The organism is Bacteroides sp. AM16-13 (genome assembly GCF_003602705.1).
GTDB lineage: Bacteria > Bacteroidota > Bacteroidia > Bacteroidales > Bacteroidaceae > Bacteroides > Bacteroides xylanisolvens.
Genome location: NZ_QTLK01000006.1, coordinates 151173 through 174380 on the forward strand (window position 1 = coordinate 151173; position 23208 = coordinate 174380).

General features: G+C 43.3%; 16 protein-coding genes. 3 read left to right on the forward strand and 13 right to left on the reverse strand.

Annotated features, from left to right (window positions below):
- Positions 1 to 126 precede the first annotated feature (126 nt).
- The 4 genes from DW173_RS06550 to DW173_RS06565 form a co-directional block, all read right to left on the reverse strand.
- Positions 127 to 993 (reverse strand): glycine betaine ABC transporter substrate-binding protein, encoded by an 867-nt coding sequence (locus tag DW173_RS06550; RefSeq protein ID WP_004311729.1) that lies wholly within the window; start codon positions 991 to 993, stop codon positions 127 to 129.
- Positions 994 to 1013: 20 nt separating this feature from the next.
- On the reverse strand, positions 1014 to 1838 hold the full coding sequence (locus DW173_RS06555) for an ABC transporter permease (RefSeq protein WP_004311730.1): 825 nt from the start codon (positions 1836 to 1838) through the stop codon (positions 1014 to 1016).
- Positions 1835 to 3061: a glycine betaine/L-proline ABC transporter ATP-binding protein gene (locus DW173_RS06560; protein ID WP_004300984.1), complete on the reverse strand. Its 1227-nt coding sequence runs from the start codon at positions 3059 to 3061 to the stop codon at positions 1835 to 1837. The genes DW173_RS06555 and DW173_RS06560 overlap by 4 nt, the downstream gene beginning before the upstream one ends.
- A gap of 297 nt (positions 3062 to 3358) precedes the next feature.
- Positions 3359 to 3697, reverse strand: a complete 339-nt coding sequence (locus DW173_RS06565; RefSeq protein WP_004300985.1) for an MGMT family protein — start codon at positions 3695 to 3697, stop codon at positions 3359 to 3361.
- An 83-nt stretch (positions 3698 to 3780) separates the two neighbouring features.
- Between DW173_RS06565 and DW173_RS06570 the strand changes: the two genes are divergently transcribed.
- Positions 3781 to 5169 carry an LruC domain-containing protein gene (locus tag DW173_RS06570; protein ID WP_074705388.1) on the forward strand — a complete coding sequence of 463 codons (1389 nt, stop codon included), beginning with the start codon at positions 3781 to 3783 and terminating at the stop codon, positions 5167 to 5169.
- 80 nt (positions 5170 to 5249) lie between these two features.
- Here the strand turns inward: DW173_RS06570 and DW173_RS06575 are convergent, their stop codons facing one another.
- From DW173_RS06575 to DW173_RS06590, 4 genes are all read right to left on the reverse strand, one after another.
- Positions 5250 to 8075 carry a substrate-binding domain-containing protein gene (locus DW173_RS06575; RefSeq protein ID WP_369904591.1) on the reverse strand — a complete coding sequence of 942 codons (2826 nt, stop codon included), beginning with the start codon at positions 8073 to 8075 and terminating at the stop codon, positions 5250 to 5252.
- Positions 8076 to 8476: 401 nt separating this feature from the next.
- Positions 8477 to 9595, reverse strand: a complete 1119-nt coding sequence (locus DW173_RS06580; RefSeq protein WP_087323786.1) for a toxin-antitoxin system YwqK family antitoxin — start codon at positions 9593 to 9595, stop codon at positions 8477 to 8479.
- Between the two features lie 206 nt (positions 9596 to 9801).
- On the reverse strand, positions 9802 to 10689 hold the full coding sequence (locus tag DW173_RS06585) for a carbohydrate kinase family protein (RefSeq protein WP_008025948.1): 888 nt from the start codon (positions 10687 to 10689) through the stop codon (positions 9802 to 9804).
- A gap of 35 nt (positions 10690 to 10724) precedes the next feature.
- Positions 10725 to 11891, reverse strand: coding sequence for an MFS transporter (locus DW173_RS06590; RefSeq protein WP_120144068.1), 1167 nt, complete (start codon positions 11889 to 11891; stop codon positions 10725 to 10727).
- A 15-nt stretch (positions 11892 to 11906) separates the two neighbouring features.
- On the opposite strand from DW173_RS06590, the gene DW173_RS06595 reads away from it, so the two are divergent.
- Complete coding sequence (locus DW173_RS06595) at positions 11907 to 12128, forward strand: hypothetical protein (protein ID WP_120144070.1); 222 nt, start codon at positions 11907 to 11909, stop codon at positions 12126 to 12128.
- 106 nt (positions 12129 to 12234) lie between these two features.
- Here DW173_RS06595 and DW173_RS06600 read toward each other — a convergent pair whose 3' ends face one another.
- From DW173_RS06600 to DW173_RS06620, 5 genes are all read right to left on the reverse strand, one after another.
- The gene (locus tag DW173_RS06600; RefSeq protein WP_120144072.1) at positions 12235 to 14070 is read right to left on the reverse strand and encodes a DUF4980 domain-containing protein; all 1836 of its coding nucleotides are present in this window, start codon (positions 14068 to 14070) and stop codon (positions 12235 to 12237) included.
- 100 nt (positions 14071 to 14170) lie between these two features.
- Positions 14171 to 15739, reverse strand: a complete 1569-nt coding sequence (locus DW173_RS06605; RefSeq protein ID WP_199722821.1) for a glycoside hydrolase family 32 protein — start codon at positions 15737 to 15739, stop codon at positions 14171 to 14173.
- Positions 15740 to 15756: 17 nt separating this feature from the next.
- On the reverse strand, positions 15757 to 17142 hold the full coding sequence (locus DW173_RS06610) for a DUF4960 domain-containing protein (RefSeq protein ID WP_120144075.1): 1386 nt from the start codon (positions 17140 to 17142) through the stop codon (positions 15757 to 15759).
- Between the two features lie 26 nt (positions 17143 to 17168).
- Complete coding sequence (locus tag DW173_RS06615; protein WP_049703473.1) at positions 17169 to 18881, reverse strand: RagB/SusD family nutrient uptake outer membrane protein; 1713 nt, start codon at positions 18879 to 18881, stop codon at positions 17169 to 17171.
- A 27-nt stretch (positions 18882 to 18908) separates the two neighbouring features.
- On the reverse strand, positions 18909 to 22022 hold the full coding sequence (locus DW173_RS06620) for a SusC/RagA family TonB-linked outer membrane protein (protein WP_008771304.1): 3114 nt from the start codon (positions 22020 to 22022) through the stop codon (positions 18909 to 18911).
- 291 nt (positions 22023 to 22313) lie between these two features.
- On the opposite strand from DW173_RS06620, the gene DW173_RS06625 reads away from it, so the two are divergent.
- Positions 22314 to 23186: a Bro-N domain-containing protein gene (locus DW173_RS06625; protein ID WP_120144077.1), complete on the forward strand. Its 873-nt coding sequence runs from the start codon at positions 22314 to 22316 to the stop codon at positions 23184 to 23186.
- Positions 23187 to 23208: the final 22 nt, after the last annotated feature.

Genomic DNA, 23208 nt, shown 5'->3' on the forward strand with positions numbered 1-23208 from the left:
GTAATCTTGTAGAAGATTACCGTTTTTTTATTGTATGAACTCTGTCTAACATAAACAATACTCCCTTTTTCCCACTAGAGTTCATGTCTATTTTATATTTAAAATTAAGAATAACAATGCTCCAATCTATTTATTCTCAGACTTCGGAATCCAACTATCCACCAACTGCCGATGTTCATCCCTCCATTTGCGGGCTATTTCTTCTTCATCCATCCGGGCATCCTTCATAGCTGTCATAAAAGAGCTAAGTTCTTCTGTCGTTAGTTTAATGTTGCCAAAGAATTCGGCAGCAAACGGATCTTTCTCACTGAATCCTTTCCATGCAATAGCATGTATTTCTTCCAAGTCTCCATATACTTTCTTCGGATCATCCAAGAATTTCAAGTCAAACTGGTCGAACATCCAATGCGGTGTCCACCCCGTGATGACAATCCATTCTCCTTTGTCCATCGCTTTTTTCAAAGAAGCCAGCATGGTGGAACTACTTGAAGTCATGAGGGTATACCCATCAAGTCCATAAGCAGCAATGGCCTTATCGGTCGTCTTCATTATCCCTGCTCCGGCATCAATTCCCACTATTTCGGAAGAAAAACGGTCTTTGTTAGCTTCCAGCTCACTAATAGACTGGATCGTAACATATTGAGGAACAACCAGTCCTACACGGGCTTCTCCATATACCTCCCCCAAAAATTCGATGCTGTCTCCATACTGATCCATATAATCTTTCATCGTTATTGGTAACCATGCATCCAGAAAGACATCAGATTTCTTTCCTGACATAGATACAAAAATAGGGGCAAGATCAGCATTTTGCAATTCAACCTCATATCCATGCTCTTCCAATACCACCTTGGCCAAATGACTCATGGCAATACCTTCCAGCCAATTGGCATAGGCTATTTTTACTTTCTTTTTCTCTAAGCCTGAATTAGTACAGGAAGCTAGCAAAAGCATAGCTGACAATACTATTCCTACTATTTTATATATTCTCATACGTATTTTATCCTTTCCGTTTAGTTCTTATTTTTTCGTCCTGCCATTCCTTGTGTGATACGGTCTAAGATAATAGCTAAAATAACAACTGCTATACCACCTTCAAACCCAAGTCCGATTTTCATTTGGGTAATACCTTTCAATACAATTTCTCCCAGACCACCGGCAGCAATCATGGCAGCAATGACAACCATAGAAAGCGACATCATTATTGTCTGGTTGACACCAGTCAGGATAGTGGGCAACGCCAAAGGAAGCTGCACTTTATACAATAACTGCCAACGGGTAGCTCCGAACGAACGGGAAGCTTCCACTACATTTTTAGGAACTTGCCGTATTCCCAATCCGGTAAGGCGGACCACAGGAGGCATAGCAAAGATAATGGTGGCAAACACTCCTGGCACTGCTCCCAATCCGAAAAATAAAACGGCAGGAATCAGATAAACAAAAGCAGGCATCGTCTGCATCAAGTCGAGAACAGGACGAAGTATTTTCTCTGCACGCGGACTGTTTGCCGTCCACACTCCTAAAGGTACACCAACAATCAGGGCCAGACAGGTAGATGAAAAAACAAGAGCCAGGGTTTGCATAGTAGCCTCCCAAAATCCCATTCCATAAATCAGTAATAATCCCAATGCGGTGAAAATTGCCGTACCACGTCCTGCCTTCATCCATGCGAGTGCAGCAAGCACTAGAATGGTTATATAAAAAGGTATTCCAAAAAGTACGTGTTGGAATCCTATAATAAAACTACCGATGCCTGCATTTATGGCATCAAAGAAAGTGGAAAAATGTACCATCATCCAATTGATGACCGTCTCTATATATTGTCCTATATTTATCATAAATCTATTGCGTTTTGAATTATTTCGTTTATTTCTTCTTTATCTTTCCCCGTCACTTCGATGATTAAGGAGGAAAGCGGGATTGTTCCTAAAAACTCATGCGTCTCATCAATCACCCATACCGGCGAATTGCTCTTTGTCATTAAAGGAAGTATATCCTCCAACACTGTATCCTCCAATACAGAATGTACTTCGGTACGCACAATCGTTTCAATGGATTTTTCCTGTCTGCTACGTAACTTAAGCAGGTCGTTCAGACGTACTTCTCCGACCAGTTTATCATCGGCGTCTATGACAGGTAATACGGTGATATTCTTCGCACGCATCTTACGAATCAATACTTCAGGTCCCTCTTTCTTCAGACGGGCCACCAGTGGTTTGTCAATCATTAAAGAAGAAGCGGTAATAATTTTACTCCTGTCCACGTTTTCAACAAAACGGGCTACATAATCGTTAGCCGGTTCGGTCAGTATTTCTTCTGAAGTACCTACCTGCACCACCTCTCCGTCTTTCATAATCGCAATACGGTCGCCCAGTTTAATCGCTTCACTCAAGTCATGGGTAATAAAGACAATTGTTTTTTTCATCTTCGACTGCAAAGCCAACAGTTCATCCTGCATTTGCACGCGAATCAAGGGATCGAGCGCAGAGAAAGCCTCATCCATTAAAAGTACTTCGGGATTATTAGCCAGAGCGCGGGCCAGTCCGACACGCTGTTGCATTCCACCGGAAAGCTCGCCCACCATCTGATTTTCATATCCTTTCAATCCGACAAGCATCATACTTTCCATCGCTTTCTTCTCACGTTCCTCTTTCTTCACTCCTTGAAGTTCGAGGCCGAACGCGATATTGCTCAATACGGAACGGTGAGGTAACAGACCGAAATTCTGGAAAACCATCGCCAGTTCTTTCCGGCGAACCTGCAATAACTCTTTTTCGGATATTTTAGATATATCTACTCCGTTTACAAGCACTTGTCCGGCAGTAGGACGTATCAGACGATTGATACAACGCAGTAATGTCGATTTTCCACTTCCCGAGAGTCCCATTATCACAAAAAACTCTCCTTCATTAATTGAAAGATTGGCATCTTTCACTCCTACCGTACAACCGGTATCTTTCAGAATTTCCTCTTTACTCTTATCTTTTTTCAACATCTTGAGTGCTTTCTGCTTCTCGTGACCAAAGATAAGGTACAAATCCTTTATTTCTATTTTACTCATATAATATATTGGTTTAGATTATAATATTTGTTTTGTTTTCAACTGCCGCGTTCCTCATTCTCACTTACGATAAACAAGTTGAATGTTCGCATGGTTCAGTCATGTCACATGGTAACATGACGATCCGACGTTTTTAAATGGTTAAAGAAAACAGACTAAGTAGTTTAAAAGGAATAGAATTTGATAAGATTATCCTCTCAATGAACAGTAGAAAACAGTATTTTCATAAATAAATAACAGTCTGTTCTTGCATATTGTTGGCACAAAGGTAAGGAAAATAGATTAAATATGCAAATTTCATTCAGATACGGAGTAATTCCAAAGATGCTTTTTCAAGTCTACGCATCCATTTTGCTTGAAAGAGATCCCTTCTTCCAACAAGAGTTGTTTCTGCTCTGTCCAACCCGGAACAAGGCGTCCCGATGCATTGACAACCCGGTGACAAGGCACAGATAAATCATCCGGAATCTGTTTCAAAGCACGCCCCACCATACGGGAACATTGAGGCATTCCCAATAATGCGGCAATTCCCCCATAGGTAGAAACTTTACCTACCGGAATTTCCCGAACAACCTGATACACCTCTTGACAAAAGGATGCGGAGAGACTCGCTTTGTCTACTTTATAATCTTTCATCACTCAAACATTACTTTATTTCAGTTCCAAAACTAGATAAAAAGGAAAGAATTTGCAAATAATAAAAGTATTTCAAATAAAATATGCAACTTTATTTGCTTTATTTACAAATAATCCCGACCTTTGTACCCATTAAAAGCAACCCTATTATTAACAAAACAAGCACTGCTGTTATGAAAAAGAAGACAATTCTATTCGCTTCTTGTTTATTTGGAGTATTCGCTTTCAGCTCCTGTGAGAAGAACCTTTATGATGAAAGTAAACAACCCGAAAAAGAAATTCAAGTAAAAGACCTGAATATACCCGCAGGCTTTCAATGGAAATTAACTCAAGTAGCCGCAGGAACAGTAGCTGCTACTACCCCCACTATGGTTTCCTTCTTTTTGGATGAAGCATGTAGTAAAGAAGAGAAAATAGCCGACATTCCTGTAGATACAGAAATTTCAAGTCTCCCTTTGAGCATCCCAACCTACGTAAATACATTGTATGCCCAGTACAAAACCAGCACCAATGAAATCAAAAAAGTAGCCATACCTGTAAATGCAGATAGAAGTTTCTCACTGAACATTGCTAATGATGCCAAATCCAAATCTAACACCACCCGGTCAATCACTCGTGGGCATGATATAGAAGATGACATCCAATTGTCAAAAGGAGTCATTTCTCATCCCAAAGATGGTTGGGGAACAATCATGTTTGAAGACCAATTCCCATCATTAGGAGATTATGACTTTAATGATTTTGTAGTCAATTATAAGGTGCAGTTCCAAGGTATTAAAAAGGTTGACAAAAAATACACTGCGCAGTATATACAAATAGGATTACGTCTAAAAGCTATCGGAGGAATATTCCCTTATTCTCCTTATTTAAGACTGAAAGAAATAGATTCTGACGAAGTGGAAAGTATAGAAGTTTATGAAACTAAAAACGTGATTCCTGCGATCGACGGAGTAGATCTTGTCCCCAATAAACATCTTATCATTGATTACAGCCCTTTAATTAAGAATCTGGCTAAACCTGCAGGCAGCCAATATTATAATACAGAAAAGAATGCTTTGGTAGCAACAAGTGATTTACCGGAGATCAATATTCTGATCACCCTAAAGAAGAGAAAAGAAGTAAAGGAAATATTAGAAGGCGATGAATTCGACTTGTATTTAAAACGTAATGATAGCGGAACAGAAATCCATATGAATGGTATTGAACCGATCACTTACCAATATCCATTCAATGATAAAAATCTGCTACCGGTATATACAAACGGGGACGAAGAAGATGATAATTATTATTTTAGTGCAGGACGCCTGATTTGGGGATTAAGAGTACCAGGCAACGCAGCACATGCTATTGAAAAAGCTAATTTCTTGGAAGCCTATAAAGGATTCGCAAAATGGGCGCAAAGTAGTGGCAAAAACGAACAAAACTGGTATAATCAAGGAAACGCAGATAAAAGTTTATTGATTCATAACTAACACATATCAATAAATCCCGGTAAACATTGAAAATTCAAGTTACCGGGATTTATTGTATTCTGACGTGAATAGTTTTGATTCTATCCTTTCCTTTTCAGCAAATCTGTCGGACTTTCACCAAACTGCTCTCTATAACATTTGGTAAAATAAGAAGGAGAACTAAAACCGACTTCATAACCAATCTCCGCCACTGTCATATCTGACGAAGCAAGCAGGGAAGCAGCCTTCTTCAAGCGAGCGATGCGAAGCAATTCATTCGGAGAATAATTAGTCAGGGATTTTATTTTGCGATAGAGTTGCACACGACTTAATCCCATATCCTTACCCAAATCCTCTACATTCAAATTTGAATCTCCCATCTTTGCTTCAATTAAAGCCTTGAATTTTTCCACAAAGTCTTTATCCATATCACAGACATCCTCTTTCGCCAACGTTTGTCCGTCACCAAAGAACTGTTTCAGGCGGCGATGTGAATCTATCAGATTACGAACGCGTGCCAACAGCAATTGCGAACTGAAGGGCTTGGAGATATAAGAATCCGCACCTCCGTCATATCCCTGAATCCGTTGTTCATCCAAAGAACAGGCTGTCAATAGGATGACAGGGATATGGCAGGTTTGCAGTTCGCTTTTCAGCCGACGGCAACACTCTATTCCATCAATACCAGGCATCATCACATCAGAGATTATCAAGTCCGGAACATATTTCATTGCTTTGCGGATACCCTCCGAACCGTCTGCTGCTTCAATAACAGTATAATCGGTATGGAGTAATCCGCGTACATACGAACGGATATCTGCATTATCATCAATTACCAAAACAGAAGGTTTGGAAGAATCATAGCCTTTTTCCAGTTCCTCTTCTTCGACAGCTAAAGTTTCATTCAGGTTGGAAGAGGCAGGAGAACCGGGAGAAGCAGGATTTAAAGGAACTGCAGAGATTGATGACTTTAGAGAATCTTCGGCCAGAATAGTCTCACAAGTCTGTACCGGTAAATCAACGGTAAAGACAGTGCCCTGCTTTTCATCACTTTCCACAGAAATTGTACCTTTATGCAATTCAACGAAAGCTTTAACCAGTGCAAGCCCGATTCCCGAACCGGCGTGGTGCATGTCTATTTTATAAAAACGATCGAAAATACTCCGGATATGTTCGGCGGAAATCATTGAACCGGTATTGGCAACAGTAAAACGAATCCAGCGAGTATCCTCTTTCGTCAAGGAAGATAAACGAACCGTTATCTTTCCATTTTCCGGTGTGAACTTGAACGCGTTGGAAAGCAGATTAAAATAAATACGTTCCAACTTTTCCATATCCGCCAACGTATGGTAATCCGTATCCGGCATATTATCAAAAGAGAAATGAATGTGTTTCTTCCGGGCGGCTGCAAGGAATGATTCGTTCCAGCCCTCAAAAGAGGAAAGAACATCTACCTGAACTGGTGTATATTCCATCTTACCGTTCTCGTATTTACGGAAATCCAGAATCTGATTAACAAGACGCAAAAGGATATTCACGTTTCGTTGAATCAGCATCAACATTCGATGCTGATCTCCACTTAGTGTATAATCGGCCAATAAATGTTCTACCGGATCGGCAACCAATGTCAGCGGAGTACGGAAATCGTGAGATATATTTGTGAAGAAAACCAGTTTGGCATGCGTTGCCTCTTCCAGTTGATGAGAAAGCTGGATGAGCTGATCCCGTTGCTCTTCCAGTTTGTCCCGCTGTTCTTCTAATTGGTCGCGTTGTTCCTCTAACTTGTCCCGCTGCTCTTCCAACTGTTTCTTCTGCTCGGAAAGTTCCTTATTCAGACGATTTTTAGCACGGAGAGATTTATAGACTACCAATAATAAGCCTGCCACCAATAGAAGAATAACCAAACCACCATACATCACCACCTGCTGTGTAGCAACCCGAGACAGATATCCGCCGATACGTCCGTTCAATGTTTCAATCTTCTGATCCAGTTCCGAGATGTGAGTTGTCTGAAGTTGCATGACATGTGCATTTGTACGGTCGACCACCGCAGTGTTCATGACCGTTTCCCGGGGATAAGGCTTTTTCTCAAGGATATTCATTGCCAGTTGCATCACTTTGTCGCCATTGGTCGGATAAATAAAAGTTGCATTCAACACACTGTCGAGCACCATTTCCAATCCGTTGCCTTTGCCGGGGAGAGCATCGATACCGACAAAAATCATTTCCTTCTCCCGTCCCACTTTCTTTGCAGCCTGATAAGCTCCCGGAGCAATACGGTCATTATGCGCATACACGGCGTCTATCTTCGGATGCCGACGGAGCATACTATACATTTCCACTTCCGCCGGTTCACGCTCCCACGCAGCATCCGCTTTATCAATCAGTTTGATATCCGGAAAGTTACTGATAGCAGCCATAAATCCTTGATGGCGTTCCATGGCAGGAGTTGAGCCACCCAGTCCGGTAAGTTCCACCACATTCCCTTTTCCTTTCAGGCTCGATGCAATATAATTACCTACCGCACGTCCTATTTCATAATTGTCGGCACCGATATAGGCAGTATATTTATCAGAAAGAATCTTCCGGTCTACCAGGATGACAGGTATTCCCTTTTGATAGGCTTCCTCTACAATCGGAGTCATGGGGGCCGCTTCGTTGGCAGAGATAATCAATAAGTCAACCCCTTCATCTATAAAATAATGAACGTCTTCCGCCTGTTTACGATTATCATCCGCAGCCGACCGGATTTCAACCGATACTCCATCATAAAACATTGCTTCGCGGAGAATTTCATCATTCATCTTATGCCGCCAGGAGTCATCGCTGCATTGCGCCACCCCGATACGGAAACGCGGTGCATCCTGCCGACAAGCCGTCATGCCAAGAAGACAGAACAAGACTGCTATCCACTTCGTATATCCCATCATTCTAATCATTCTCATTTTTTTCGTATTTCTTTCTATGACCTAAATAGACGATTGAGAACAAAAATAAGAAATAAAACTGTGAGTATGCTATCTATCACCCGATTATTCTCATCATTACCCTCCAAAGAAATGCAAAACAGTTCCCAATATTCAACCGGAAACTATTAACAAAAGTATAAAGCGTAAGACAAACACTCAATAAATGTTATAAAACATATCTTTTTATTTGGATTATTTGCAGATTTAGCAGAAGTCCGTATCTTTGCAATGTGTTTTTCATAGTATTAGATTTAAGGTTAACAAAGGTTGGAGCAAGGCGTTGCTCCTTTTTTTATGTCTGTACGGCTACGCCTTGCACTCTGTATAACACCTACAACCTATATGACAGTTGATAAGACCTAGTTTTCATCCCATTCCCTTTCCAGTTTGCCATCAATCGTATAAAGTTTCCAACGTCCTACCCGGTGACCGTTCTTATATTCTCCACATTCGCGGAGCTTGTTATTCTTCACATAACGAGATTCAAAAGGACCGTTTTGCCGTCCGTTGACGTATGTAGAAGTTTCCCAATAATCAAAGCGATTGTCCACCACTAACTGGCGTGCTTTTCCGTGCAGTCTGCCAAACTGATAGGTTGCCTCGTACTTCAATTCGCCATTTTTCAAGTCATATTCACGATAGATTCCGTCCTTGCGGTCATTTTTCAGATAATATTCTTTGGTACGCATCCCTGTCTCGCCACTGTATGAAACGTGCAGGCCTTCTTCTTTTCCATTCAGATAAGTTTCAATTACAATGGTATCGCCACTCTCTGCAATCTCTGTCCAACGACCGTTCTTCTGCCCATTCTTATAACTACCCAATACATGAGGAGCTCCAAAAGTAAAGATGGACGAATATTTTCCATCCTTCAACCCTTCGTTATTATAATAAACCGTTTCGTATAGTTCATAAGTACCCTTCATAAAAGTATATTGTTTCCCTACTTGTTTACCATCCTTATAATTATGGTCCATCCGCAGAGTTCCGTCATAATCATACGACAAATGTTTTCCATCCTCCTTGCCCATCCGGTAGTTTTTCTCACTTTCTATTTTTCCGTCAGTAAAGAACGTTTTGCTCGTACCGTTCAACTTTCCTTCCTTATAAGACTTTTCTTCTTTCAGTTTACCGTCAAACTTAGAATAGATTTTAAATAAGCCATTCTTCCGTCCATCTTTGTAGACGCCTTCATTTATCAGAATGTTATCTAAATGCTCTTCATATTTGCCATCATAAAAACCATCTTTAAAAGAGGCCAGTATATACGCAGAGTGATAACCGTCAATGATACGATGTTCGCCGTTGAGCGGTTTTTCCGTCATCAAGTCTCGGTACAAGAATCTTCCGTCGCCTACATTAACGACAGATACCTGATCGATTTTAAATTCTTTTTGTGCTAATGAGGGAAGGGCTATGCATAGAAGCAAAAATACATTCCAGCATTTCGAGCGGAATAAAATAGAAACGTGTTTCATAATGTGACATTCTCTTTTTAGTTATTATCTTGTGAATCGTGCAAAGATATACAATTAGCTAAAAATCCAACAATAAAAAGAGAAGAAAAGAGGTGATATCCGAAAAGATTTGAATTAAAAAAATCCTCCTTACTACAACATACCGTAGTAAGAAGGATTTTCACTTTTGGATTCTTTTCGTCCCTACATTTACATCAATAGAGAAATTACATCAGCCTGTCTTTCAAAACCTGCGGAAGTTCGGGCATTGCACCGCTTTGCGTGCAGACATAAGCAGAAACTTCAACGGCAAGTTTGTGAGCTTCTGGTACCGGTTTTCCATTGAGAATGGAAGCACAGAAAGCAGCCGTAAAGGAATCACCTGCCCCCACCGTATCGGCAACCGGAACTCTCGGCGTCTCCTGGAAAGAGACAACACCCGGGGTAAACACATAACTGCCATTAATTCCGCAAGTCAGAATCAACATCTTCAGGTTGTATTTTGCCAACAGAATCCAACATTTATCCTGTAAGTCGATGCCGGGATAGCCAAACATACGGCTGATGGTCACCAGTTCTTCGTCGTTTATCTTCAGAATGTTGCAACGGCGGAAAGATTCGCGCAATACCTCTTTGGTGTAGAAGTCCTGGCGGAGATTAATATCAAAGATTTTCAGTTGTCCGTCTATGTCGGGCATCGTATCCAGAAAACGGTTGATAGTGGCACGGCTCACTTCATTACGTTGAGCCAGGGAACCGAAGCAAACGGCACGCGTACTCAATGCCAAACGTTTCAGTTCATCCGTAAAAGGTATGTTATCCCATGCCACGCCTTCTTTGATTTCGTAACAAGGTACACCCTCGTTATCCAGTGTCACTTGTACCGTACCGGTAGGATAATCCACTTGTTCAATCTGCGTTTTCAGTTTCTTCTCGTTGAATACGTTCAGAATCTCATCTCCCAACTCATCCTTGCCCACGGCACTCACCACGCGACTGTCAAAACCAAACTGTGATACATGATAGGCAAAGTTTGCCGGAGCACCACCTATTTTCTTTCCTTCGGGCAACACATCCCAAAGTGCCTCGCCCATTCCTACGATTATATTATTCATGATCTACGGATTTTATTGTTTCCAAAGTTATAAAATTATTTTTTAATACGGAACGTATAGAACAAGAGATAAAGCACGCCCACTGTCATTACGGCTACTGCCCCACTCTGTCCCATGGCATCGGATGCTACTCCCATAGCCAACGGAAATACCGTGCCGCCGAACAGTCCCATAATCATCAGACCGGAAACTTCATTTTTCTTACCCGGCAGATAAAGCAATGCCTGCGAGAAGACTACGGAGAACACATTGGAGTTGCCGAAACCAATCAGAGCGATGCATACATAAATCATTGTCTTGTCATGGAATATAAACAAGCCTGCCATCGCTATCAGCATCATCACAACGCTAATGCCGAAGAAAGACTTCGGTGACATCTTACGTAAAATGAAAGAACCGAGGAAGCAGCCTGCCGTACGGAAGATGAAATAAAGGCTTGTTGCAAAAGCCGCATCATCAAGGCCCATGCCGAGACGTTCCATCAAAATCTTGGGGGCAGTGGTATTTGTTCCCACATCAATTCCAACGTGACACATGATGCCGATGAAAGAAAGCAGGATAAACGGTTTGCCAAGCAAAGCGAGACATTGTCCGAAAGTAGACGGTTTGCCTTCTTCTTTTTCCTCTTTAATCTGTGTGACATTGAGCAACAGGATAGCAATGACGGCTACAATCATGTAAATCGGGAACAGGATGCGCCAGCCCAAATCGAAAGTCGGGATGGCTTGCGTCGCTCCCCACATGGCAATGTAAGGAGCAAGAAAAGAGGCAATGGCTTTCACAAACTGGCCGAAAGTCAGGCTACTTGCCAAACGGTCGCCACGTACGATGTTAGAAAGCAACGGATTCAGGGAAGTCTGCATCAACGCGTTTCCGATGCCCAGAAGGGAGAAAGAAATCAACATCAGCATATAGCTGTCTCCGAAAACCGGCAATAACAAAGAAGCAAAAGTCACAAGCAAACTAAGCAATACGGTTTTCTTCTGGCCGATGCGGCTCATCAACATACCTGTGGGTACGGAAAAAATCAGAAACCAGAAGAATACCAGTGAAGGGAAGATATTCGCCTGCGAGTCCGACAGACCGAGGTCTGCCTTTACATAATTGGAGGCAATGCCTACCAGGTCAACAAATCCCATGGCAAAGAAGCAAAGCATCACCGGGATTAGTTTGGAAAGGGAAGAGTTTTTACTATTATCCATTGTTTTATCTTTTATATGATGAATTCTGTTTCCATAGGGCGGGGAGCACACAACCTTACGGTAATGTACACGTCAGTCCTTTATATTGTTGGTGTATCTCCCGTTTCTTGTTATGCTAAAGCTACGGTATTGTTACCTTCCCACGGCCGTGGTGACTTCTCTTCACGGCTGTGGGAAGAATCTACCACGGCTGTGGTAGGATCTCGTCACGGCCGTGAAGAACTACCAATAGCTTAAGTTTAGAGCAACTATATCCCCACTTTATGGGTACTCTCTCATTGGGAAAGAGGAACTCTGCCCTAAGGAAACAGGGAAAGAACACATGGAGCGGAATAGAACGGGCTTATGGCTTCAACTTGTAAACTACAAATGAGTCTACCTTATAAGCTCCTCCTTTACTGTAAAAGTCGATATGGTTGTAAGGTTCCGAAGGGAATACCTGATTGGTCATCACAAAACGTCCACCGTCTCCAAAGGCCTCAACGCTGGATTTATCAACAAACAGGCGGAGTTTTAATGCCTCTTTTCCGCTTTCAATTGCTGTCCAGGTCAACATCGGGAAATTCTCATTGAAGCTGACCTCTCCGCTCTTGCGACGATCCATTGAGAATTTCTTTTCTTTCATGTCATACTGCATATCCACTTCTTCGCCTTTGTCATTGTAGAGACGGAAGCCGATTACGTCTGCACGTTGATTTTCGATTGTTAATTCTATTTCGTATGCACCGTCATTGCCGGGAATCATTTCTTTAATTGTGCGTGTTCCGTTCACTTTGAACGAGCGTTTCTTGGAAGCATCACGCAAAGCCAGCAGTTCGGGAGAGGGAGCTGATTGGAGGTAAGTCTCACCATCTACGGTAAACAGGCTCAAGTCGCGGGGAACGGAGTTCGGGCTACGGTATTGGGAGGTAGGAACATCGTTTGCGTATTGCCAGTTGCTCATCCATGCGATAGCGATGCGGCGGTTGTCGGGAGCATCACTCCAAGTCACGGTGGCATAATGGTCTTTTCCCCAGTCCATCCATTTGGTTTTGGAGGGTGATTCGTTTACAAACTCTTTTCCGTTGAAGGAGCCTACAAAATATTGAGTAGCCGAGTCACCGAAAGGACCGTCGCCGAGGCTGCAAAGCAGTACCCATTTCTTTTCATTTGTTCCTTCTACCGGGAGTTCGAACAAGTCGGGACATTCCCAAACGTTTCCGTGTGCGCCGTGTCCTTTGCCGAAGCTGCTTTCAAATGTCCAGTCTTTCAGGTTTGGGGAAGAGAAGAATTGCATTTCCTGCCCTACTGCTAATACCATGATCCAGCGTTTGGTGCCTTCGTACCAGAATACTTTCGGGTCGCGGAAGTCACGGGCTTCAGATGCTAATACGGGATTGTTTTCGTATTTGGTAAAGGTACGTCCGTTGTCGGTGCTGTAAGCAATGCTTTGCACCTGACGGTCGCTATTTTGTGTATAGATGGCGACGATAGCACCTGCACCAAAGCCGGCGGTATTGTGATGGTCTATCACGGCGGATCCACTGAAGATAGTGCCGAATACATCCGGCGCGATTGCCACGGGGCGATGTTCCCAGTTTACGAGGTCTTTGCTGATGGCATGCCCCCAGTTCATATTTCCCCATTTGGAGCCGTAAGGGTTATATTGGTAGAAAAGGTGGTATTCACCGTCTTTGTATACCATTCCATTCGGGTCGTTCATCCATCCGTAGAGGGGAGAAAAGTGATAGGTGGGACGGAACTTTTCACGATTGCTTGTATCGAACGTATCGGACAATTTCATTTCCTTGCAGCAAGCGGTGTTGTCCGGCGAAAGGTTGACACGAACCGGGTCGTTGGAGTTCATTTTAAATTTGAAAGAAATTAGTTTGCCGGAATAGTCGGAAAGGTCTACCGGAACAAAGTAATCGACTTTATGGATGGCCAGACGGACATCGAAGTTCTTTACCTCTTTATTATTAACAATCATGCTGATACGCACATCGGGCGATGCATCTTCTACGGGCAACAACAGATACTTCTGGTTAGTGTTGACACGTACGAGGCAATGTCCTTCTCCTAAATCTTTAATTAATAGAGGAGAGTTGTCCGCACGGGCGGATAGAGAGATATTCATCACAATCATACAAAATAAAACCGCGAAGGTTTGAATTTGTTTGGAAGAGAGTCTTAAATTCATGCTTTATGGTATTAAGGTTGTTACAGTGCAAAGATAGGCGCTCCGGGATGAAACGCCTATCACTTTTGTTTCAAACACTGTAAAAGATGTTACTTTTCTATTAATAGGTGCTCACTTGAATATCTGATACAGTGATTTCACCTTTATAACAACAGAGTGACCACGGATTCTTCTGCATTTGATAGATGCGGTTCGTGAAAGATAACTGGTCGTTGATGTAAGTCACACAAACCGACTGGTCACTGTAAATCGTCACACGGTATTCATTATCCGCCGGGATATTGAATTTGTTATCAAACAAGTATTTGGCATTGTCACCGTCTTTCTCGAAGTTGGCTTTACCCTCGTCAGCGTTGACGTGGATGCTATACCATGATTTGGAGTCCGTTCCACGGACGAAAGAGATTCCAAAACGATCTGTATTCGAGGATGCTTTTACGGTAAAGGAAATCTTGTTGTGTACTTTCAACCGGTTGAAGATAACGGAAGCTCCTTCGGCCAACGTATAGGTTTTACCGCTTTCTGTTACGTTTCCGTCTTTAGCCATCACTTTTACCTCTTGTGCAGAAGTGTATTTACGGTCGATTGCATCGGGAACTCCAAGAGTTAACGTACCGTCTTCGTGCTGAATGAGGCGTTGTGCCACCAAGTTGCCAGCCCATTCGGGTTCTACATCCCCTACGTTTCCATTATCATTACCGGCACGGGTAGGACACCAGCCCCAGATGTAACGGTTGGTTCCATCGGAAGCAGTCTTGCCTGCATAGAATGCACGGCTGTCCAGCATACCTTCCCGATTGTCCGGCCATATTCCGGCATCATTGGCGGTGGTTGCTTTCAGTTCTTCAAGTGTTCTGCCTTTGAAGTATTGTACCTTGCGCATGAAGGAAGCTTGTTCCGAATAGACCAGATACCACCAGTCTCCCATCTTGAATACGTCCGGACATTCGTAGAAACGATCCCACATCATGGTCATAAATGTGCCGGCAGACGCCCACTCTTTCAGGTCAGTAGAGGTGAATTCGGCAATGTGTCCTTTTCCGTTTTTACGGGTGGCAATCAGCATGTGATAAACGCCGTCTTCGGTCTGGAACAGGAACGGGTCGCGGAAGTCATTCTTGTCATAGCCGTACGTATCTCCTTTCAGATAGAAAGTGCGGTTCTTGGTCCATGTTTTAAAGTCGGGAGAGGTAGCCACCATGACTACCTGTGCATTCTGGTCGGAAGAAGGTTTGAATTTATTGCCGGTGTAGAAGGTGTAGTAGAGTTTATCAACCGGATTATAGATGGTACCTCCTGTACCGATGGCGGCATCCTGTTCGTCACGACCTCCACACGGAATCAGTTCGCCGAGAGATTCATAAGTAGCACCATCTTTGGTGACCACCCCGAAAATGGGGTGGTAAGTAGCTTCGGGGTTCGGACGGTAGTCTTGCAGGTACATCACTTTAAAGTCTTTGGCAACCGGATCATAGAATGGCATCGGGTCACCGACAAAGCCTACCTGCGGTTTATAGTACATCGAGAAGCCATGCTCGTCGGCCGATTGGAAGTAAGTGGCTGTACCGTCCCAGTCTCTTTGAGTCAATACGGGATCCATTTCATCACTGCAAGCGCTCATTGAGGCCAACAGCGTGGTGATTGCTATATGTAAGATCATATTTTTCATAATTATTGCTTATTCTTTTATTTACATAAGTAGTTGATTGCATTCAGAGTCATTTGCTCTACGTTGTAGTGGTAGTAGTCGGCAGAAACGTCTACGCCTTTACCGTACCAGTCGTAACAACCGGAGCCGATACAGATCGTGCGTCCGCTATTGGCGCGCGGCTCGAATTCGGCTATGATTACTGCACCGTCGTCTCCGCATGCCACATCGATTCCTCCTGTCAAGCTACGCCATGCGTTCAGATCCTCATAACCTCCCCAGTCTGTTCCGATATGCCATTGTGCCGTACTATTGGTAGTCGCGTAACCAGCATCAAAGGTATAGACTCTTGTTTTGTCACCATCTTTCCATCTTAAATCCTGAAATAACGGATGCGACTCGTTGCCGACAATTGGAAAGCTCCATGCCCCATCAACGACTTCGGGTGAGTCTTCACTTCTTCCCCAACTGTTGTTGGGTACACGCTCGTCTTTTGCAATGCTAAGGTCCTTAATATAGAAAGTTGCATAGCGGGTCAGCAATAGGTTACCACCGTTTTGATAGTAGACTTTAAATTTCTCTACGGCAGCTTTCGCATCATCCGGCAAAGGAGGATTATCGCCATTGTCTGCATGGAAATGCCACCAGATTGCAGTATATTTACCTAAATCTACTTTTCCGTCTACTACATCTTTGAATGAGACGTATTCGGACATGGATATATTATCCATCATCCACTGGGCAGCGGCTTTTTCTTCAGGACTTGTCAGTTGGCTCACAGAAGAAGCTGTGCCAATAAAGGCAGTCGGAATTACATTTCCTTGAGTAACTGTTACTACATAAGAAGTCACTGCCGAACGGTAAGTTGCCGTATAAGTGACAGGGTTGGTAAAGTCCTGGATGCTGCCGGATGCCGGAGTCACAGTGACTCCATCTGATCCGGTGAATGTACCTTTCAACTGGGTAATATCCACTGTCAGTGGAACAACTACAGAGATTGTTTTTGATAGCTGGTCTACTTTTCCTACATAAGTATCATTCAACTTAAAAGTCAGTATCTTTGCTTCGTCTCTCTTCACGGTAATCGTATAGCTCATCTGTACGTCGCCATTCTTCACGGTCAAAGATACGGGAAGAGAAAAGTCGATTGTTTCACCAACAGCGATGCTCGCCGTAGCACCTTCGGAAAGATTGATTTCACTGACGGCCATCCGGGTAACGTCATAATCGTAAGGAACTCCCACTACGATTGTCTTATTCTGATAATCGATCGTCCCTGCGTATTCATCCAGTTTAATAGAGTTCACCCATACATCTCCGTCCAGACGAAGATTGGATTTGAAGTCATCGCTACATCCCGCAACTGTCAGGCATGCTACAGTCACCAACAGGATGGTATAGAGTTGTTTTATGATTGATTTCATTTTATTCTTTGTTTTAAGATTGATGATTACCAACCGAAATTCTGTGTATAATTTCCGTTACTGGCACTTATCTGTTCGAATGGAATTGGAAGGTATTCGTTCTTATTTTCCGTAAAACCTGCATTCTTGTAAATAGAACAACGGGCTGCTTCGGTCACATAATAAGCATTGATAACGTCTTTGGCTTCTCCCCATCTTACGAGGTCAAAGAAACGTGAGCTTTCCATACCGAACTCTATACGGCGTTCCCATTTCAGCATTTTCATGGCTTCGTCCTGTGTATATGCTTTCAGTTCATAAGGAGTTACTTTAAAGTTTACTCCGTACTCTTCTTTGTAACTGAAGATCAGCATTGTACTTCCGGCTGCACGGCTACGTACATCATTGATAAGTGAAATGGCATCGGCAATACGTCCGTCGTTCAACTGTATCAGGGCTTCGGCACGCATCAGCAATACGTCTGCATAACGAATAACGATATGATTCAGGGAACTTGCCCAATAAGAACCTTTCTTCAGGCAGTCACAGTCCGGGTCTACATTCTCTTTGAGCGAAACATAATATCCGTAAAGTCCCTTACTACGGCTCCAGTCATCATTCTTCTGAATCATGTAGCCTTCGTTATATTTATAAGGGAAGCCCGGCATACCTACCGTGTGGAATAAACGGGGGTCTACATTGTCCGTCGTAACCTCGTAGTTCTCATTATCGTAAGTATTGAACAGCGGTTTTCCCTGCGAGTCGGTTTTGAAAGCATTCACCAGATTTTGGCTCGGTTTGTGGAAGTCACAGCAGCCTAGTATCTGCGGAGTTGTCAGTCCCATTCCCCAGTTCAGGTTACCGTTGTATGTTCCGTCGTTGATAGAATATTGAATCGCCCATACAGACTCTGCGCCATTTTCATATTGAGGCAGGAAGTTCATGCTATAATCATTTTCCAATCCGTAACCGGCTTTGGCCATGATGAGAGGATCGGTATATTTCACTACCTGCTTCAGGTCTTCTTCGTCGATACCGGTAAGGTTGTTGTTCACTCCATCCTGACGGTAGGCTTTAAACAGGTAAGTCTTTGCCAGGTAAGCGGCAGCGGCAGCTTGTGTGGGACGTCCTTTTTCTATCTGCACTTCCGGCAGATTGTCGTAGGCAAACTGGAAGTCGTCTGCTATCTTTTGCCATTGTTCGTTATTGGTATAGGTGGTATTCGAAAGCTCGTTGTAAGCATCCGGGTCCATGTTTTCATCATTCACTATGACGATCTTCTTAAACAGTTCCTTCAGCATGAAGTGGGCATGTCCGCGCAGGAATCTCATTTCTGCAATGCGCTGGTCCTTCAGCGGATAAGTCTTTTCATCCATCAGGTCGAGTGACTGCAAGGCTGTGTTGGCACGGGTGATGCATTGATACAGTCTTTTCCATATATCGTTGATATTCCAGTCGGTGGTGTTGATACCTTTAGAAATTTCCAGTGCGTTGAACACACCGCCGTCTTCCGTACCGGAACCGCCTTTATAACAATCGTCGGAACGTACGTCATAATTCCAAAGCGAGAAGGAAGAGTTGATGTCGTCACCTGTTGCCCAAATGGCGTAGGCTGAAATCACGAGGTTGTCCACGTATTCGGGAGAAGCGATCTGATCGCCGGTCACAATACCCTGCGGAACCTGACGATCCAGAAAATCGTTGCAACTGCTTGTCAGCAAGGTAAATCCGATGGTTGCTATGTATAGTATCTTTTTCATGATAGTTCGTTTTATAAATGAAGTGAATTAAAATCCGATGTTAAGTCCGAAGGTGATATTCACAGGGATCGGATAAGAGAAGTTCGGGTTTTCGGGGTCTTCTCCCGTAAAGTCTTTACTCTTGATCGTCAGCAGATTTTGCGCGCTGCAATAGAAACGTAAACGTTCCATTCTCAACTTCTTGGAGATTACTGCCGGAACTGTATAGCCTAATTGGATATTACGCAGTTTCAGGAAGGAACCGTTTTCAACAAAGTAAGTGGAGACACGCTGTTCATTGTTTGTATCGCTGCGGGTCAATGCCGGAATCGTAGAGTTCGGATTAGTAGGCGACCAGGCATTGAGCAGGCGGGTTCCTTTGTTCAGGAAGCCGACGTTGGATGCACTCCAGAAGTCACTTTTCTTCTTCACGTCACTGATGATATCTACTCCCTGAACACCTTGCCAGAACATAGTCAGATCGAAGTTCTTATATTCCAGGTAGATATTTAATCCGTAGCTGAAAGCAGGAGTCGGATCGTAAATCCATTCCTGGTCTTTTTCATCAATCACACCGTTATGGTCAATGTCGCGGTAGCGGATACGGCCAACGGCTGCACCTTCCTGCGTAGCGTGATTATCCACTTCTTCTTGTGATTTGAAGATACCATCGGCAATGTAGCCCACTTGTGAGTTGTATGTATGACCGACTACACTTTTTACTCCATTACCACCAAACTTTCCATTGGCAGCCACTGTCTCCGGCAGTTCAAGAATTTCATTCCGGTAAGTGGAGATGTTTCCGTTCAGGTCGTAAGTCAGTCCGAAGGCAGTCTTGTTGCGGTAGCCCAAGTTGAATTCAAAACCCTGGTTTTTCATTGCGCCCGAATTAATCCAACGATTGCCACCTTCTCCCAAGACTCCCACTCCTGCCATTTCAGTCAGGATATCGGTGGTTTTCTTGTAATAGTATTCCAATGAACCATACAGAGATTGTTTGAATAGGCTGAAGTCGATACCGGCGTTCGTCTGTGTGGTTGTCTCCCATTTGATATTGTCATTACCAATCTGGTTACGTTTGAATCCGGAAGGCAGAGTACCACCTCCGTTAGAACCTGTAATATCGTATGCCGTACCGTAGCTTTGACCTCCAAATGAATCTGTTGTTCCATAATTAGGAGCGTAGATAGTGTAACGGGCAAGGTTGGAGATTTCCTGATTACCGGTCTGTCCCCATGAAGCACGCAGTTTCAGATCGTCCAACCAAGTCAGTTCCTTCATAAAGCTCTCCTGTGTGATGCGCCATCCCAAAGAAACGGAAGGGAAAGTGGCATAACGATGGTTTTTACCGAAGCGGGAAGAACCGTCACGACGGAGCGTCAATGAAAGCAGATATTTGTCAGCATAAGAATAGTTCATTTTACCGAAGAAAGAGACAAGCGAGTAACCTTCGCCGGCACCGTAAGCCTGTGCTGTGCCGCTACCTGCATCGGGCCACATATAGTCGGGAGTAAGGATAGAGAAATCTTCTTTGTAGCCGGAGAAATGACTGTCGTCTTCCCGGTTCAGCTCCATACCTGCCATAACGTCTCCACGATGCTTGCCTATTTCCAACTGGTAAGTGGCAATGGCATTCCACATCCATTTGGTCCAGTGTTCCTGTTTGGCTTCCACTGCACTCTTGCCGTTATTGGTCTGTGTTCCTTCCTGATAAGGATAGGTGAAGTAACGGGCTTGCTTGTTTGCGTAGTCCAGACCAAAAGTAGAACGAACATTGAATCCTTTGAAGAGGCTTAGATTCACATAAGCATCACCGAACATACGCCAGTAAGTGTATCGGTTGTCTTTGTTGTATTCGAGTACGGCGCGAGGATTACGACGGTCCGGCCATCCGCCTACCGGTCCTCCCCATGAACCATCCGAAGCATAAACGGGGATAGCGGAAGGAATGTCCAAAGCAGTTTCAATAATTCCGCCGGGAGCTTGTACTTCCGAAGTCCGGTTTAAGGTGAAATGCTGGCCGATAGTCAAGATATCATCTATTAATTTATAATCGCTGTTCATACGGGCGGAGAAACGGTCGAAGTCCGTATCTTTAATTACACCCAGGTTTTTGTAATATCCCAGAGAAAAGAAGGAAGAACCTTTCTCCGAACCGTTGCTGACAGAGAGATTGTATTGCTGGATAACACCTGTACGGGTAATTTCATCAAACCAGTCGGTATCTGCCACAGGCATTGTATTCTTCGAGTCCAGGTATTTGGAAAGACTCATACTGTGTAGTACCGGATTTCCGTTGGCATCGTAACCCCAATTGTAGTTATATCCCAAGGCATTGCCGTTCGGGTTCTCACCATCGTTTACATAGGCTTGCCACATGGCACGTCCGTACTGTTCCGTATTCAACACGTCCATCTTACTTTGATACATGGAAGCTGAAACCGAAGCATCAAAATTGATTTTAATCTGGCCTTTCTTTCCTTGTTTGGTAGTAATGACGATAACGCCATTTGCAGCACGCGAACCGTAGATGGATGCTGAAGCAGCATCTTTCAGTACTTGAATGGATTCAATGTCGTTTCCGTTCAATTCGTGCATACCGGCTTTGGTAGGAACTCCATCGATAATATAAAGAGGATCGTTGTTGTTCAGCGTACCGATACCGCGAATACGTACGGTAGCCGATCCGCTCGGATTTCCATCCGCTGTAATGTTCATACCGGGCACGCGGCCTTGAAGTGCTTTCACCGGGTTGTTCTCCCCTTGCTTCTGGATTTCGTCTACTTTCACTACGGAAACAGCACCGGTCAGGTCGGCTTTACGTTGAGTGGTATAACCTGTTACAACCACTTCATCTACCATTTGAGTGTCTTCTTCCAATAATACATTAACGATAGCAGCCGATTTTACGGTCACCGGTTTATAACCAATATACGTAATCTTTAAAGTAGAGTTAGCCGGAACCGAAAGGGTGAAATTACCATCTAAATCAGTAATTGTTCCATTAGCAGTAGCTGTAGCTTCAACAACAGAGGCGCCGATGACCGGCTGTCCGTCCGTTTTAGAAGTAACGTTTCCTTTCACCGTAATGCTTTGCCCCCAAAGGACTGACATGAAAGTAAACAGGAAACAAACGCTGCAAAGAAGTTTTTTGTTCTTCATAATACGATGCATTAGTTTGATGTTATTAAATTAAAAGTACGAATTTTATCTATATCGATAATGCAAATTACGGTTGATTTATATCAAACGACTGAAAAAAATGTTTCAAAGGCTATAACATTTGTTGCATAGAACGCTATTTTATAGGGTTTTATACATGTTTTCTTTCATTATGGGAATTCTTGGATTCATATTCTTTTATAATCGCAGAAAACGCTACCTTTGTATAGTGATATGAGCCCAAAGAAAGAACGACTCTTCATTAAATAATAAACTCTAAAAATAAGATTCATGACTAAGCAACAAGCTTTAAAACTCTTTGAAGAAAGAAGAGTACGTACGGTATGGGATGATGAACAAGAGAAGTGGTATTTTTCGATAGTAGATGTGGTGGCTGTCTTGACAGACAGCAGTAACCCTCAAACTTATTGGCGTGTGTTAAAAAAGAGACTACTAGCGGAAGGAAACGAAACCGTTACAAATTGTAACGGTTTGAAAATGCAGGCAGCGGATGGTAAAATGCGCCTTACCGATGTTGCCGATACCGAACAGCTTCTCCGCCTTATCCAATCTATTCCTTCTCCTAAGGCGGAGCCTTTCAAACTATGGATGGCTAAGGTAGCCAGCGAACGGCTCAACCAAATACAAGACCCCGAATTATCAATTGATCAGGCCTTAATGGATTATAAACGTATGGGATACTCTGATAGCTGGATTAACCAACGTCTGAAATCAATAGAAATCCGTAAAGACTTGACTGATGAGTGGAAGAAACATGGATTGCAAGAAGGCGTTCAATTCGCTACACTCACAGATATTATTTATCAGACTTGGTCGGATATGACATCTAAAGAGTACAAACAATTTAAAGGATTGAAAAAAGAAAACCTACGGGATAATATGACCAATAAAGAATTGGTATTAAATATGCTTGCCGAACTTTCTACTAAAGAAATATCTGAAACCAGCGATCCCGAAACATTCAATGACCACATAGATATTGCTCAACAAGGAGGAGAAGTAGCCCGCAATGCCCGACTGGAGCTGGAGGCAAAAACAGGCAAAAGAGTAATCTCTCCTCTTAATGCCAAAAGTGGTATCCTACTGAAAGGCAAACCTGAAGACATCTCGAAAGAAGGATCGGAAGATGAACTTAAAGATTAACTCTAAAATAATCCAATAAATA

Coding starts and splice junctions, on each gene's coding strand:
- DW173_RS06550 (WP_004311729.1), bottom strand. CDS start 993: ATGAGAATATATAAAATAGTAGGAATAGTATTGTCAGCTATGCTTTTG.
- DW173_RS06555 (WP_004311730.1), bottom strand. CDS start 1,838: ATGATAAATATAGGACAATATATAGAGACGGTCATCAATTGGATGATG.
- DW173_RS06560 (WP_004300984.1), bottom strand. CDS start 3,061: ATGAGTAAAATAGAAATAAAGGATTTGTACCTTATCTTTGGTCACGAG.
- DW173_RS06565 (WP_004300985.1), bottom strand. CDS start 3,697: ATGAAAGATTATAAAGTAGACAAAGCGAGTCTCTCCGCATCCTTTTGT.
- DW173_RS06570 (WP_074705388.1), top strand. CDS start 3,781: ATGCAACTTTATTTGCTTTATTTACAAATAATCCCGACCTTTGTACCC.
- DW173_RS06575 (WP_369904591.1), bottom strand. CDS start 8,075: ATGGGATATACGAAGTGGATAGCAGTCTTGTTCTGTCTTCTTGGCATG.
- DW173_RS06580 (WP_087323786.1), bottom strand. CDS start 9,595: ATGAAACACGTTTCTATTTTATTCCGCTCGAAATGCTGGAATGTATTT.
- DW173_RS06585 (WP_008025948.1), bottom strand. CDS start 10,689: ATGAATAATATAATCGTAGGAATGGGCGAGGCACTTTGGGATGTGTTG.
- DW173_RS06590 (WP_120144068.1), bottom strand. CDS start 11,891: ATGGATAATAGTAAAAACTCTTCCCTTTCCAAACTAATCCCGGTGATG.
- DW173_RS06595 (WP_120144070.1), top strand. CDS start 11,907: ATGATGAATTCTGTTTCCATAGGGCGGGGAGCACACAACCTTACGGTA.
- DW173_RS06600 (WP_120144072.1), bottom strand. CDS start 14,070: ATGAATTTAAGACTCTCTTCCAAACAAATTCAAACCTTCGCGGTTTTA.
- DW173_RS06605 (WP_199722821.1), bottom strand. CDS start 15,739: ATGAAAAATATGATCTTACATATAGCAATCACCACGCTGTTGGCCTCA.
- DW173_RS06610 (WP_120144075.1), bottom strand. CDS start 17,142: ATGAAATCAATCATAAAACAACTCTATACCATCCTGTTGGTGACTGTA.
- DW173_RS06615 (WP_049703473.1), bottom strand. CDS start 18,881: ATGAAAAAGATACTATACATAGCAACCATCGGATTTACCTTGCTGACA.
- DW173_RS06620 (WP_008771304.1), bottom strand. CDS start 22,022: ATGAAGAACAAAAAACTTCTTTGCAGCGTTTGTTTCCTGTTTACTTTC.
- DW173_RS06625 (WP_120144077.1), top strand. CDS start 22,314: ATGACTAAGCAACAAGCTTTAAAACTCTTTGAAGAAAGAAGAGTACGT.